Origin of the sequence: Bacillus sp. FJAT-26390 (assembly GCF_001682865.1) — a bacterium.
Classification (GTDB): Bacteria; Bacillota; Bacilli; order Paenibacillales; family Paenibacillaceae; genus Pristimantibacillus.
In genome coordinates this window covers 767,032-780,982 of record NZ_MAQX01000011.1, presented here as the reverse complement: position 1 = coordinate 780,982, position 13,951 = coordinate 767,032, and the positions used below count along the sequence as shown (strand labels likewise).

The following is a 13,951-nucleotide window of genomic DNA, read 5'->3' as shown; positions in this document are numbered from 1 at the left end:
TGGTGGCACTCCCTTTTTTGGCGTTTCTCTATGTTTGAAGCTGCAAATTGCGATCAATCAATGCGATGCGCTGCTCCACGCAAGCGTGTGAGCGGAGCGGATCCTCCGGTGTATTAATGCAATAGTCGAGCAGCTGATTGACGGTAGTTGCAGCAACGTGGCAGCGAGTATCCGATGATGCGTAATAAATATATACGTCGCCGTTGTCTTGCGCGATTACGCCGTTGCAGAAGGCAACATTGGATACGTCCCCGACGCGCTCGATGCCCTCAGGCGCCAGCAAATGCCCGCCTGGGCGATGCGTAACTTTGTTAGGCTCCTGAAGATCGGAGAGGAACGCGTACAACACATAACGCAGGCCCGCTGCCGTATTTCGAACGCCGTGGGCAATATGGATCCAGCCTTTATCCGTCTTGATTGGAGCTGGGCCTTGGCCGTTTTTTACTTCCTTGATCGTATGATAATGGCGCTCGTCAATAATGGTTTCACTCTCTACGACAGCGTTCTCGATTCTTTCGGAGAGTCCCCAGCCGATGCCGCCGCCTGAGCCGGTGTCGATGAAGCCGTCCTGCGGGCGCGTGTAGAAGGCATATTTGCCATCGATAAATTCAGGGTGAAGCACGACGTTGCGCTGTTGATTTGAAGCTGTCTTTAAATCGGCAAGGCGCTCCCACTTCTTCAAATCCTTCGTTCTAACGATGCCGCATTGGGCGATGGCGCTGGATAGATCGCCCTTCGGTGCGGAAGGGTCTTTTCTTTCGGTACAGAATAGGCCATAGATCCAGCCGTCCTCGTGCTGAACAAGCCGCATATCGTATACGTTAATGTCAGGATCGCTCGTTTCCGGCAGCAAAATCGGGCGCTCCCAGAAGCGGAAGCCATCCACCGGGCTGCCGCTTTCCGCGATAGCAAAAAAGGATTTGCGATCATTGCCCTCGACGCGCGCGACGAGGTGGTACTTGCCGTTTAAGAAAATCGCGCCGGGATTAAAAACGCAGTGTACGCCAAGCCGTTCCATGAAGTAAGGATTAGTCTCCGGGTTAAAATCATATTTCCAAACAAGCGGAGCATGCGCGGCAGTCAGAACAGGATGGACGTAACGGTCGAAAATGCCGTTGCCGAGCTCTTCCGGCTCGTTCTTGCGCTGCACAAGCGCTTCGTAGCGCTCAGTCAGCAATTGCTTTCGTTCATTAAACTTACTCATCGATTAAACCTCCATTAATGTGATGTTGAATTGCCGCTCAGGCGCTTGATCATTTCGAAGCAGGCTCGTCCGTTATGATAAGGGCATTTCCAGGGGCTGACCTTCTCGATATTTTCGCTAGGCGTGCCGTCACGCTTTACGCTCCAAAACCATTCGCCATGCTCCTTGTCCACGATAAAGCTTTCGATAAATTGCCATGACCGCACGGCAGCCTCACGGTATTTGTCTTCTCCGGTCATTTGATAAGCATTATAGAAGCCGACGACCGCTTCTGCTTGCGGCCACCAATCCTTATCCGTATCCATGAAACCCTCTGGACCGGCCTCGTTAAGCAAACCGCCGTCTTCGTCCACGCCCTCGTTAAGCGTTGCTTCGGCCATACGGATTGCGACGGCTTTGGCGGAAGCCAGCAATTCCTTATCACCAAGCACCTCGGCAGCTTCAACCAGCAGCCAGCTGCCCTCGATGTCATGCCCGTAGGAGATATGCTCCGACTTGCCGTTCCACTCCTCGTCGAAGAATAGGATAAAGTGCGCATTGTCTTCGTTAATAATGTGCTTAATCGTAATTTCAATGAGTTCCTTCAGCTTCGCGCGGAGCTCATCCGATTTCCATACGCGGTATAGATTCGTATATCCCTCCATGACATGAAGGTGGGTATTCATCGATTTTTTCTCGTTTAAATCCTTCTCGCTCAAGCTGTTGTCGTCGGTTTCCAGCCACTCGCGAGTCAGCGCTTCGAAGTAGCCCTTGTATTGCTGGTCATAGCCGTGTTTCTCGAGCGTATGAAACAGCTCAATCGCTTGCTGCAGCGCAGCTTCATTGCCTGTTGCGCGGTGATACTCGGAGAAGGCATAGATCGCGAAGGCTTGCCCGTACACTTGTTTTTTCGTTTCAGACGGCTTGCCTGCCGCATCCACCATCCAATACAAGCCGCCGTACTCCGGGTCCGCAAAATACTCGTTCACATAACGATAGGCACGCTCGGCTATTTTTAAATAGGGCTCGTTTCCGGTTATTCGGTAAGCGGAGGCAAACGTCCATAAAATGCGCGTGTTGAGCACTAGGCTCTTGCCTGCCTCAGGATTAACGGTAAGGTCTCTGCTGATAAAGCCATAGAAGCCGCCGTTTGTCTCATCAAGCGTATGCTCCATCCAAAAGCTGAGAATGTTCGCCTCCAGCTCTTGCTTGATATGGGCTAGCCATTGCTGGTTGCTGTCACTCATTTGGCAGAAGCCTCCTTACCGGATTGCTCCATTTTCGCAGCGTAGTAGTCACGAACGGTTTGCTCGGCTTGCTTACCGTACATGCAATAATCGTCATTGGAAGCAGCCTCGCTTTCTTCATAAAGACGAGCTGGCCAATCCCACAGCATGAAGCCGAGGACCCAATCGCGCTTATCGGAGGCAGAGAACATGGCCTCATAGAAAAGGCGCTGTACCTCCTCGCTTGGTGCGCCCTCAAGTCCCCAGTCATTTGGAATATGCTGCGAGCCTTCGCGGCTTGGGCAGCCTGCTTCCATGAAGAAAAAAGGCATATCGAACTGGGCTACAACCTTCTCGATCCGGTCAAGCTGCTCTTCCCAAGCATCGATCGGGTAATAACCGCTGGAGGAAATGACATCAACAGCATCCCACCATTTGATTTGTCCCTCTTGGTATTTGTCGCAGTTATAGGTCACGATGCCGGAATAAACTTCACGAACCGCCGCGATTAGCGCGCGCCACTCGTTTTCGCGACGATCGGTTTGAACCATCTCGCAGCCAACGCACAGCATTTCGCAGCCGGTCTCCTCGGCGATTCGCGCATAGTGCAGGATGAATTCGGTATAGGAAGCGAACCAATCGGACCATTTTGGCTCGCAAGGAACGTCGAGATCGAAGAAATTAATATGCGCGCGCCATGTGCCGTCCGCACAATTGACAACGGGCTTCAAGCATACCTGAAGACCGAGCTCTTTCGCTTTGCGAATGGCACTGCGTACCTCATCATCGGTTACAGTAGGCTCTTCCCGGAATTTGATTTCAGTGGATTGCGCATGGTCCTGAAGGGCACCGAGTGCAATAGCCGTCCAATTTACGCTTAAACGTTCGGTCATGAGCTCCATGGAGCGGTCTGCCTGAGCACCGGTCCATGTGCCGCGCACGCCGGTCCAGCCCCAAGTCATACCGCCAATATAGGCTGCTTTGCTCGTCATTTGAGTCGCCTCGCTTTATTTTGATATTTTTGTTATTGCTAATCAAAAGGTTTGTTATATAACAAGTAAACATGATTCTTAAAATGTTTGCAATACCTTTCTTCATTCCTGCTCGTTATCAAAATTCAGCTTCATTTAATAACGCGAATAAGGGCAGGATTAGGTAATGAAACGAGCATTAAAGCCTAAGATAGCGTTTTCACGAAATGTCATTTCAAGACTATAAATAATATTTTAAACCATTTTAGATCAGTTATTTATGCGGTATCATTCAAATGTAAGCGGAATCAAAACGAGCTGAGGGGGATTTTGAAAATGAAAAAAACTATTTCGTTAGCGCTTGTTTCTGTAGTTATGCTAACAACGTTAGCTGCTTGTGGTGGCAACAATACGAATTCGAACTCCAATGCGGCGACTAACAAGCCGGCTGCTAACGACACAGCAACGAACAAACCCGAGAATGGCGGCGCGGAGGAAGCGCCAAAAGTTACGGGCGAGGTTGTATTCTTAACGAACCGCACGGACATGATCGACAAGCAATACGTGGATTACGAAAAACGTTTTGAAGAGAAATATCCTGGCGTAGACCTTAAATTCGAGGCGATTACAGATTACGATAAAACGTTGAAAATTCGCATCGCATCCGGCGATTTCCCGGATGTTGTGTTCGTGCCGACGATTCCAAACGCAGAGCTTCCTAATTACTTTGCTCCGCTTGACGACATTGCGTTTTCCGGCGAAATTCACTTCAAGGATTTGAAGGCGCAGGAAGGCAAAATGTACGGCATATCCTCCGGCGGATCGACAGTCGGTATCGTCTACAACAAAAAAGCGTTCGAGAAGGCGGGCATTACGGCGCTTCCAAAAACGTACGATGAATTCCTTGCCGCTTCGCAAAAGCTTAAAGACGCAGGCATCGTGCCGCTTGCTTCGAACTTTAAAGACAAATGGCCGCTTGATACTTGGGTATACGATATCCCAACGCTTATCGGCGGAGCTTCCGATCACCAAAACAAACGCGCAGAATCCGATACGCCTTATACGCTTGACAATGCATACGGCAAATCATGGGGCATCCTTCGTGAGCTGTATACCAAAGGCTTCCTAGAAAAAGACGTGAACTCCACGAACTGGGAGCAATCGAAAAAAGACATCGCATCCGGTAAATTCGGCATGTATCTGCTTGGCAACTGGGTCATCAACCAAGTTATCGAAAACGGCGCTCCTGCCGAGGACGTAGGTTTCTTCCCATTCCCTGCTGATAACTCCGGCGAAGCAAAAGCACCGCTTAACCCGGATTTCTTCTATGCGGTTAACAAGAACGGAAACGTAGAAGCAGGCAAAGCATTTGTGCAATGGATGATCGAGGAATCCGGTTATGACGATTTCGCTGGTTTCATTCCAACATTGAAAGACAAAGAATCCAAGCTTCCACAGCTTGCTGAGTTCAATTCCTTCAGCCCTAAATTTTTCGAGCCGGCCGCACCTGTAGATGCCGCGACTGAAATCCAAAACAAAGCGCAGCTTGATCAAGCAGCTGTCGTTCAGGAGTTTGTATTGTCCAAAGATCCGCAAAAAGTGTTCGATAAAGTGAATACGGCTTGGGCAAAAGCGAAAAAAGATCTAGGTTTGTAAGGTTAGTAGGGTAGTGTGCAGGATGGGTGACCGCAAGCGGATTATCCATCCTGCCTCTTCCGATTAGAAAGACGCAGGAAGGATGGGGTTGTCTCATGTTTAGCAGGCTGCCTTTTAAAACGCAAAAGAATTACGTAATCATCGGATTTGTCGCACTGCCGCTGCTGCTGCTGCTGACATTCGCCTATTATCCGGCGCTTGAGCTTATCCATTTAAGTTTTACAAGCTGGGACGGTTTAAGCTCCAATAAACCTTGGATAGGTTGGTCGAATTACAAAGAGGTATTTGAAAATCCGGCTATATTCGGTGTCTTTAAACATAACTTTGCCTATTTCGCCGTAGGGATCGTGCAAAACATGGCTGCGATTTATTTCGCTGTCGTGCTGAACAGCAAGCTGAAGGGGAAAAACTTTTTTCGCTTGCTGCTCTTTTTACCGTACATCCTAAATGGCGTTGCTGTAGCATACTTATTCGGTTACGTGTTCGATACGACTAACGGATCGTTGAATTATTTGCTCGGACAGCTTGGCTTCGACGCTTTGTCGCAAACGAGCTGGCTCGGAAGTGGATCATTTGTCAACTATACGCTGGCTTCCATCGGCTTCTGGCGTTTCATGGGCTTCAATATGGTCATTTATTTGGCGGCGCTTCAATCCATTCCAAGCGATATTTACGAAGCGGCATCGATTGACGGCGCGAATGGCTGGCAAAAGTTTATTAGCATCACGCTGCCGAACATTTACAAAATTATCGAGCTTAATCTGTTCCTAACCGTTACCGGCGCTCTCGAAGTATTTGATCTCCCTTACATTCTCACCAAGGGCGGACCTGCCGGATCTAGTGAAACCTTCGTTATGAAAATCGTCGAGACGGCCTTCCAGTTCAACAATTATGGATTAGCATCCGCGATGAGCGTAGTCTTGCTGCTCTTTGTTGTTATCGTGTTGTCGATTCAACGCTTCTTGCTAAAAGGAAAGGGGGAATGATCGATGAATAAATCCAATAAGCTCTGGGATACGATCAAATATATCAGCCTCATATTGGCCGCATTTGCGATATTGTTCCCGCCGTATATCATCGTTGTGAATGCCTTCAAGACGAAGGATGAATTTCATGCCAAGTCGACCATCGCGATGCCTGACAGCTTCCTGTATTTCAAAAACTTCGGTCAAGCGTTCAAGCAAGCCGATATGATCAACGCTTTTGGCAACACCTTGTTCATTATTGCTGTTACGCTTATTTTGAACATTTTGATCGGATCGGCGTTTTGTTATGCGGTTGGGCGCTTTAACTTCAAATTTAAGGGACCGCTTGTCGGCTTATTCTTATTCGCGACGATCATCCCGGCAATTACGACCCAAGTCGTCAACTACAAAACGATTCAGACGCTTGGTTTAACGAACAATTTAATGGGCCCTGTCCTCATCTATGTAGGCGCGGATATTTTGCAAATCTACATTTATCTGCAATTCATTCGGAACATTCCTTACGAGCTGGATGAAAGCGCCATGCTGGAGGGAGCATCGCTCATCCGTATTTTCCGCTCCATTATATTTCCGCTGCTCGCTCCGGCTACGGCGACTATCGTTATCTTGAAAACGATCAGCATCTATAATGATATGTTTATCCCGCTGCTGTATTTGCCTAGAGCCGAGCATGTCGTTGTATCTACGTCGCTTATGCGTTTCTTCGGAGTCAACAGCGGCGATTGGCAAATGATTTCCTCAGCGATTCTCATTATTATGATCCCGACAGCGATCCTTTATGTTTTCTTGCAAAAGTACATTTTCGCGGGTGTAACAAGCGGTGCGGTGAAATAACCGTCCGCTTGTTTTACATTGCAGAGGTACCGATTTTAGCGCAAACTAGGAGGAACTAGCGGAAGGAGCGAGCAGGAATGAACATCATGATCGCAGATGACGAGGAGTTTATTAGGCTGGGCCTCGAAAAAATATTAACGAAAATGGATTTGGACATTAAAGTGATCGGCTCGTACAGCAACGGGATGGATGCTTGGTCGCATATATCCAAGCTTGGCGATGGTGAGCTTGACGTGCTTATAACCGATATCAAAATGCCGATGATGGACGGGCTGAAGCTCATCGAGCACCTGCGCGGCAGGACGATTGCGACCATCGTATTGAGCGGCTTTAGCGAGTTCGAATATGCGCGGAAGGCGCTGCGCCACGGGGTTCGGGATTATTTGCTCAAGCCGATCGATAAAGTGAACTTATATGACTTGCTGGTTAAAATTAAGCAGGAGCGCTGCGAGCAGCAATCCGATTCCGGAGCCTCGGGAGCGATTGATCTGCCGCAGGAGCCGATTACGAAGGAAAAAGAGCATCATGTCATCGAGCAAATGAAGGCGATTTTGGAGGAAGAGTACGGCAAAAACTTCGAAATGGAACGAATGGCGGATACGGTAGGCATGAGCGCCAATTATTTGAGCCGACTGTTTAAGCAGGAAACGGGCATGACGCTGACGGATTATTTGATCGACATTCGAATCGAGAAGGCAAAGCAATTTTTGACCGATCATCCGAACTTGAAAAACTACGAAATTTCTCAGCTGGTCGGCTATAGCGATCCGGTTTATTTCAACAAGCTGTTTAAAAAAATGGTTGGGGAGACGCCGAAGGACTATAAGGGCAAGCACCGCTAAATGGGTGCCAAAATCGGATAGAATAAGTGCAAAATAGCACATTTACATGCTCTTGAAATGAGCGTAAGATTGGTGCGGTAGTAAGCCGCTTAGCAAGCGGTTTAGCAGCATGAAGAGCTACAGAGGGATGGAGAGGACAATGGCAGAGAGGGTTATCAATTCGAAGATCGGTGCTGCGAAGGGGCTTGCCAGCACGTTTGAAAATGCGGCATTAGAGGAGAATACTAGTCCGTTTAGATTTTTGTTATCGCTGTACAAAGGCAATTTCGGCAACCTATTCATTTCATTATTGTTTTTATTGATCAAGAGCGCGCCGATTTACGTACTGCCGATCGTAACCGCTAACATTATTAACATCGCGACAAACCCGGCCAAATATCCGTTAAGCGGCATTTGGATTAATTTCATCATTATTTTGATCGTTATTTTGCAAAACATTCCGACGCACGCCGCTTACATATCGTTTCTAAGCCGCGCGGTCAGATACGTCGAAGCGGGACTGCGGAGCGCGCTTGTGCGCAAGCTGCAGCAGCTGTCCATTAATCAGCATCGCGAGCTGCCGGCGGGCAAGCTTCAGTCAAAGGTGCTGCGCGACGTGGAAGCGGTCGAGATGATGTCGAAGCAGTTCATGATCGCGCTTGCTCCGGCAGTCGTGAACATTATCGTTTCGTTTGTCATTACGCTTAACAGCAGCTGGATCGTATCTTTGTTTTTTGTGCTGACGATTCCGATGTCGATTGCGATCGTTACGATTTTCCGCCGCAAAATTCGGAAGTCCAATAAGGAATTCCGCAAGGAGATTGAGCAGATGTCCTCACGGGTGTCGGAGATGGTCGAGATGATTCCGATTACGCGTGCGCATGGACTTGAGAAGGTGGAGATCGCCCGTATCGACTCGACGCTTCGCAATATTCAAGGCAAGGGGTACCGGCTTGATTTGGTAGAGGCTTATTTTGGCTCGACGAATTGGGTGACGTTTCAAATTTTTCAAGTACTGTGCTTAATTTTCACGGCGTACCTTGCTTACAACGGAGAAATTCAGGTTGGCGATGTCGTCATGTACCAAGGGTTTTTCGCGATGATTTTGGCTTCGGTTACCGGCCTTATTAACATTTATCCGCAAATCGCAAAAGGTCTCGAATCGATCCATTCGATCAAAGAAATATTGGTGTCGACCGACATTGAGAACAATAGCGGCAAAAGAAAGCTGGCTAACGTGCGCGGCGAGTTCGCTTTCAAGGGCGTGGAGCTTTCGTATCCGGGAAGCGAGCATCATGTGCTCGAGGACGTTACGCTTGATGTTGAAGCGGGCGAATGCATCGCATTTGTCGGTGCTTCGGGCGCAGGCAAATCAACGGTGCTCAATCTAGTGATCGGCTTCCTGCAGCCTACCGGCGGGAAGGTGCTGATGGATGGCATCGATTTGGCCGACATCGATCTTCGCAGCTACCGCAAGCATCTGGCGGTCGTGCCGCAGACGAATATTTTGTTCTCGGGGACGATTCGCGACAACATCACGTACGGCCTTCGCGACATTTCCGATGAGCAAGTGAGCCGCGTCGTGGAGATGGCTAACCTGTCCGAATTTATCGGGCAGCTGCCTGACGGGCTGGATACGATGGTTGGGGAGCATGGCGGCAAGCTGTCCGGCGGACAACGCCAGCGTATTGCGATTGCAAGGGCACTTGTGCGCGAGCCGAGCATTATTATTTTGGACGAGGCGACCTCCGCTTTGGATAACGAGTCGGAATTCCACGTGCAGAAGGCGATGCAGGAGCTAATCAAAGGACGTACGACGTTTATCGTCGCCCACCGCTTGTCGACGATTCGTGATGCCGATCGCATCGTCGTCATGAAGAACGGGCGTATCGTCGAAGTCGGCACCTTCGATGAGCTGATGGCGAGCAAAGGTGAATTCTATAACCTCAAGCAGCTGCAGCTATAAGCTAGAAAAGGGTTGTCCTTCAAGGACAGCCCTTTTCCTTTTATTCAGCGAGGTTGCTAATGATGCTTGTCATATCGGCATCTGTTTGTGGAGGATAGACCTATAAATCATCCTACAAAGCCCACCATTTCAGATAAAGGTACGGATCAACCGCGTGATAAGCAGGCGTCCGCTTATAGATGCCAAAATGCAAATGCGTAACGAATTTACCTTCCGTGCCTTCGGGGCCGTAACCGCTGCTGCCAACATAACCAATAAGCTGACCAGCCGTTACTTTGACGCCTTCCTTAATATTTGCCGCATATTTGGATAAGTGCGCATAATAAAATTCGGTGTGATCGTCCACTTGAATCGTAACCCGCCAGCCGCCCAGTTCGTTCCAGCCCGCCTTGACGATCGTACCTGCCATTGCGCTGTATACGGCTGTTCCTTTGTCCGCCAGCACATCGACGCCTTCATGAGTGCGAGCCACTGAGCCTTCACTTGACCAAGTGCGAGCGTCAGCATAGCTGTTTGAAAACGGGGTGAAGCTGCCCTTCGCAAGCGGGAATACCCCGTTTAAATATTGGTCAGGTTTTTTCGGAATTCGGATACCCAATCCCGTCCAAATGTTGTTTGGGTTGGTTTGCGGGTTAGCTGCAAGCAGCTTATTAAGAGGAACACTGTGCCTTTGGGCGATTTTCCACATCGTGTCGTTTGGTAGAACGCTAGTTGCCTTGAATTCCGGCGGATCGGGCACGACGAGCTTTTGTCCAACCGATATGGAGTCTGAAGTGAGGCTGTTAAGCTTTTTTAAGTTTCCGGCCGTCGTGCTGTACTTATTGCCGATTATCCATAACGTGTCGTTTTGTTGCACGGTGTAGGAAGCGGCGGAGCCAATTCCGGGTGAAACGGTTAGGAGAGCTAACAAAGCGGTGCTGCAAACGAGCTGGTTCATTCTCTTCTTCATGCAGTTTCGTCCTCTCTATGTAGAAAATGTGTCCTCCGTTTCCATTTTAATAGAGTAAGCGCTTTATATTTAGCGGTAAATGTTGGGCTTGAGCTGTGGGGCAAGGGTTTATTCAAGCAAATTTATTTTCATATTTTTATACTGGATATTGAAATTGTATGATTAAACGAGCCTTCGGAATGCATTATAATGTGAATATCATTTAATAAAAAGGAATGTGGTGCTGAATCTATGCGCAAAAAATGGCATTATACGCCGCCGGTGAACGGCTATCCGGAGTGGAACAACAATCCGGACATTTTTCAATTGAACCGAATGGAAGCGCATGCTTCGCTCATTCCCTTTGACTCCGCCGAGGAGGCTTGGGAAGGCACGCCTAACAAATCGTCCGACTATTTATCGCTTAATGGCGAGTGGAAGTTTGCTTTTGCCACGAATGCGGAATCGCGTATCGCTAATTTCTATCAAGCAGATTTTGACCATAGCCAGTGGGACAGCATTACGGTGCCTGCTCATTGGCAGTTGCAAGGCTACGATTATCCGCAATATACGAATGTGAGGTATCCGTGGGACGGCAATGAGGATATTAAGCCGCCTTATGCCCCAACGGCTTATAACCCGGTTGGCTCGTACGCCCGCAGCTTTACCGTACCTGCCAACTGGGAAGGAAAGCCGGTGTTTATCAGCTTTCAAGGAGTAGAATCGGCCTTTTATGTATGGCTGAACGGCGAGCTTGTCGGCTTTAGCCAGGATACGTTTACGCCATCTGAGTTCGATCTGACGCCTTACCTCATCGAAGGCGACAATAAGCTGGCGGTTGAGGTCTACCGCTGGAGCGATGCAAGCTGGCTGGAGGATCAAGATTTTTGGCGCATGAGCGGCATCTTCCGGGATGTTTATTTGTATACGACCCCAGAGGCGCATCTCTACGACTTTTTCGTCCAAGCCGAGCTTGATGAGCAGTACCGCGATGCGGAGCTGGTCATTGATGCAAAGCTGCTCAATTATTTCATGAAGCCGCTGGGTGAGTTGACAGTAGAGGCGGCACTTTATGATGCAAATCGAGCAGCTGTGTTCGAGGCGCCCCTATCGATCCAGACGGGGATCGAGGGCGAGGGTCTGACAGCCGTTCAGCTGCGCGGAGCCGTTCAAAACCCGCTCAAATGGAGCGCGGAGGAGCCGAATTTGTATACGCTGATCCTCAGCTTGAAGGCGGAGAATGGCACGCTGCTCGAAGCGATTAGCTGCAAGGTTGGCTTCCGCAAGTTCGAGATCAAGGACGGCTTGATGCAAATAAATGGGAGACGCATCATGTTCAAAGGGGTCAATCGCCATGAGTTCTCCTGCGACACCGGCAGGGCGATTAGCGAAGCGGATATGCGCAAAGATGCGGAGCTGATGAAGCGGCATAATATTAATGCCGTCCGTACGTCGCATTACCCGAATAATCCGCTTTGGTATAAGCTTTGTGACGAATATGGCCTTTATGTAATCGATGAAACGAATTTGGAGACGCATGGCGCTTGGTCCTACGGACAGAAAGGGCTTGGCGAAACGGTGCCGGGAAGCCGGCCGGAATGGACGGAGGCGGTGCTTGATCGCTGCAATTCCATGTTCCAGCGTGACAAAAACCATCCATCTATCGTGATATGGTCGCTTGGCAATGAATCGTTTGGCGGCGACAACTTTATGAAGATGCATGACTTTCTGCGCGAAGCCGATCCGACGCGTATCGTGCATTATGAAGGCATCTTCCACTACCGCGAATCGGACGCCGCGTCTGATATCGAAAGCCATATGTACACGAGCCCGCAAGGCGTGGAGCATTATGCCCGCCAAAATCCGCAAAAGCCTTATATCCTTTGCGAATATAGCCATGCGATGGGCAATTCCTGCGGCGGCCTGCACGTATATTGGGAGGTTTTCGAAAAGTATCCTATTTTGCAAGGCGGCTTCATTTGGGATTGGATCGATCAAGCCATTCGGATCAAGGACGCAGACGGCACCATAAAAATGATGTACGGAGGCGACTTCGGCGAATCGCCGCATGATGGCAACTTCTGCGGAAACGGCATTATTTTTGCGGATCGCACGGTATCGCCTAAGCTTCAAGAGGTGAAGAAGGTTTATCAAAACGCGAAGTTTGAGGCCGTAGATTTGAAGCACGGGCAAGTGAAGGTGACCAACCGTCATTTATTCAGCAATTTGGACCGTTTTACGCTCGCTTGGCAAGTCACGGTTGATGGCATACGATTTGAAGAAGGCATGATAGAGTCGGCTGCGGCTCCGGAAACAGAAGAAATGCTGACGATACCCTATACGCTGCCTAAGCTTTCGGGCGTTCACGAGGAGGCTGTTTTAACGGTACAGCTTCTATTGAAGGATAAAACAATTTGGGCAGATGCAGGGCATGAAATTGCATTTGAGCAATTTGTGCTGCCAGCGCCAGCAGTGCCTGTGATTGGACGTGCTGCGGCTAAGCCTGCCATTAACGTAGAGGAAACCGCGAAGGGGCTGCTCGTAAGCGGCGAAAGCTTCACAGCTCAGTTCGATTTAACAAACGGTAGCCTTGTTTCCTATACATGGCTTGGCTCGGAGCGGTTATTGCAGGGGCTTGCGCCAAACTTTTGGCGTGCGTATACGGATAATGACCGCGGCAATAAGCAGCATGTGCGCTGTGCGACATGGCGGGAAGCGGGAACGGAACGTTTGCTGCGTAAGATGGCTTGGGAGGTTGAGCAGAGCAGCATAACGGTACGCGTACAGTATAGCCTGCCAACGACCGTACAATCCTTGCTTACGATTATTTATACAGTCGGCGGTGATGGAGAGGTTAACGTATACGAGGAGTTGCAGCCAGGTGCGGATCTGCCGGAAATACCAGAGGTAGGCATCCTATTCCAAATGCCGGCGCATTATGATCATATCAGCTGGTACGGCAAAGGTCCCGATGAAACGTATTGGGATCGTCAAACAGGCGGTAAGCTTGGACGATATGCCGGAAAGGTCCAAGAGCAGATGGCGTCCTACATTAGGCCGCAGGAGTGCGGCAACAAAATGGACGTACGCCAAGCTGCGGTGACGAATGCTAAGGGTGAGGGATTGCTGCTGAAGGGAGCGCCGCATTTTGAGCTGAATGTACTTCCTTATACGCCAGCGGAGCTTGAAGCGCATGATCATATCCATCTGCTGCCTGCCAGCGACAAAACGGTCGTTCGCGTCAACCATAAGCAAATGGGCGTAGGCGGAAACGACAGCTGGGGACAGCTTCCGGAGAAGGAATATATCCTATACGCGAACCAAACGTATTCGCATCGCTTCTCCCTGCAAGGCATTTAAATAAAAAAAGAGGCTGGTCT

General features: G+C 49.5%; 10 protein-coding genes. 6 read left to right on the top strand and 4 right to left on the bottom strand.

What is annotated here, in order from left to right:
* Positions 1–28: 28 nt before the first annotated feature.
* From A7975_RS15160 to A7975_RS15150, 3 genes are read right to left on the bottom strand one after another with little or no spacing between them, the layout of a single operon-like run.
* A complete protein-coding gene (locus A7975_RS15160; protein ID WP_053372292.1) occupies positions 29–1,204 on the bottom strand; it encodes a glycoside hydrolase family 130 protein in 1,176 nt (391 codons plus the stop codon).
* 14 nt (positions 1,205–1,218) lie between these two features.
* Complete coding sequence (locus tag A7975_RS15155) at positions 1,219–2,430, bottom strand: AGE family epimerase/isomerase (protein ID WP_065385629.1); 1,212 nt, start codon at positions 2,428–2,430, stop codon at positions 1,219–1,221.
* Positions 2,427–3,401 carry a glycoside hydrolase family 113 gene (locus A7975_RS15150; protein ID WP_065385628.1) on the bottom strand — a complete coding sequence of 325 codons (975 nt, stop codon included), beginning with the start codon at positions 3,399–3,401 and terminating at the stop codon, positions 2,427–2,429. The genes A7975_RS15155 and A7975_RS15150 overlap by 4 nt, the downstream gene beginning before the upstream one ends.
* A gap of 315 nt (positions 3,402–3,716) precedes the next feature.
* On the opposite strand from A7975_RS15150, the gene A7975_RS15145 reads away from it, so the two are divergent.
* From A7975_RS15145 to A7975_RS15125, 5 genes are all read left to right on the top strand, one after another.
* The gene (locus tag A7975_RS15145) at positions 3,717–5,036 is read left to right on the top strand and encodes an ABC transporter substrate-binding protein (RefSeq protein WP_053372289.1); all 1,320 of its coding nucleotides are present in this window, start codon (positions 3,717–3,719) and stop codon (positions 5,034–5,036) included.
* A 95-nt stretch (positions 5,037–5,131) separates the two neighbouring features.
* On the top strand, positions 5,132–6,022 hold the full coding sequence (locus tag A7975_RS15140) for a carbohydrate ABC transporter permease (protein WP_053372288.1): 891 nt from the start codon (positions 5,132–5,134) through the stop codon (positions 6,020–6,022).
* A 3-nt stretch (positions 6,023–6,025) separates the two neighbouring features.
* Positions 6,026–6,856 carry a carbohydrate ABC transporter permease gene (locus A7975_RS15135; protein ID WP_053372287.1) on the top strand — a complete coding sequence of 277 codons (831 nt, stop codon included), beginning with the start codon at positions 6,026–6,028 and terminating at the stop codon, positions 6,854–6,856.
* A 77-nt stretch (positions 6,857–6,933) separates the two neighbouring features.
* Positions 6,934–7,698, top strand: a complete 765-nt coding sequence (locus A7975_RS15130) for a response regulator transcription factor (protein ID WP_065385627.1) — start codon at positions 6,934–6,936, stop codon at positions 7,696–7,698.
* Positions 7,699–7,837: 139 nt separating this feature from the next.
* Positions 7,838–9,643, top strand: coding sequence for an ABC transporter ATP-binding protein (locus A7975_RS15125; RefSeq protein ID WP_065385626.1), 1,806 nt, complete (start codon positions 7,838–7,840; stop codon positions 9,641–9,643).
* Between the two features lie 112 nt (positions 9,644–9,755).
* Here the strand turns inward: A7975_RS15125 and A7975_RS15120 are convergent, their stop codons facing one another.
* Entirely contained in the window at positions 9,756–10,592 is an 837-nt protein-coding gene (locus tag A7975_RS15120) for a M23 family metallopeptidase (RefSeq protein ID WP_065385625.1), read from the bottom strand.
* Between the two features lie 231 nt (positions 10,593–10,823).
* On the opposite strand from A7975_RS15120, the gene lacZ reads away from it, so the two are divergent.
* Positions 10,824–13,931, top strand: a complete 3,108-nt coding sequence (gene lacZ, locus A7975_RS15115; RefSeq protein ID WP_065385624.1) for a beta-galactosidase, LacZ type — start codon at positions 10,824–10,826, stop codon at positions 13,929–13,931.
* The last annotated feature ends 20 nt before the right edge of the window (positions 13,932–13,951 follow it).

Bases quoted from the DNA above. Each gene is read 5' to 3' on its own strand.
- A7975_RS15120 (WP_065385625.1), bottom strand. From the start codon at position 10,592: ATGAAGAAGAGAATGAACCAGCTCGTTTGCAGCACCGCTTTGTTAGCT.
- A7975_RS15155 (WP_065385629.1), bottom strand. From the start codon at position 2,430: ATGAGTGACAGCAACCAGCAATGGCTAGCCCATATCAAGCAAGAGCTG.
- A7975_RS15125 (WP_065385626.1), top strand. From the start codon at position 7,838: ATGGCAGAGAGGGTTATCAATTCGAAGATCGGTGCTGCGAAGGGGCTT.
- A7975_RS15160 (WP_053372292.1), bottom strand. From the start codon at position 1,204: ATGAGTAAGTTTAATGAACGAAAGCAATTGCTGACTGAGCGCTACGAA.
- A7975_RS15130 (WP_065385627.1), top strand. From the start codon at position 6,934: ATGAACATCATGATCGCAGATGACGAGGAGTTTATTAGGCTGGGCCTC.
- lacZ (WP_065385624.1), top strand. From the start codon at position 10,824: ATGCGCAAAAAATGGCATTATACGCCGCCGGTGAACGGCTATCCGGAG.
- A7975_RS15135 (WP_053372287.1), top strand. From the start codon at position 6,026: ATGAATAAATCCAATAAGCTCTGGGATACGATCAAATATATCAGCCTC.
- A7975_RS15140 (WP_053372288.1), top strand. From the start codon at position 5,132: ATGTTTAGCAGGCTGCCTTTTAAAACGCAAAAGAATTACGTAATCATC.
- A7975_RS15145 (WP_053372289.1), top strand. From the start codon at position 3,717: ATGAAAAAAACTATTTCGTTAGCGCTTGTTTCTGTAGTTATGCTAACA.
- A7975_RS15150 (WP_065385628.1), bottom strand. From the start codon at position 3,401: ATGACGAGCAAAGCAGCCTATATTGGCGGTATGACTTGGGGCTGGACC.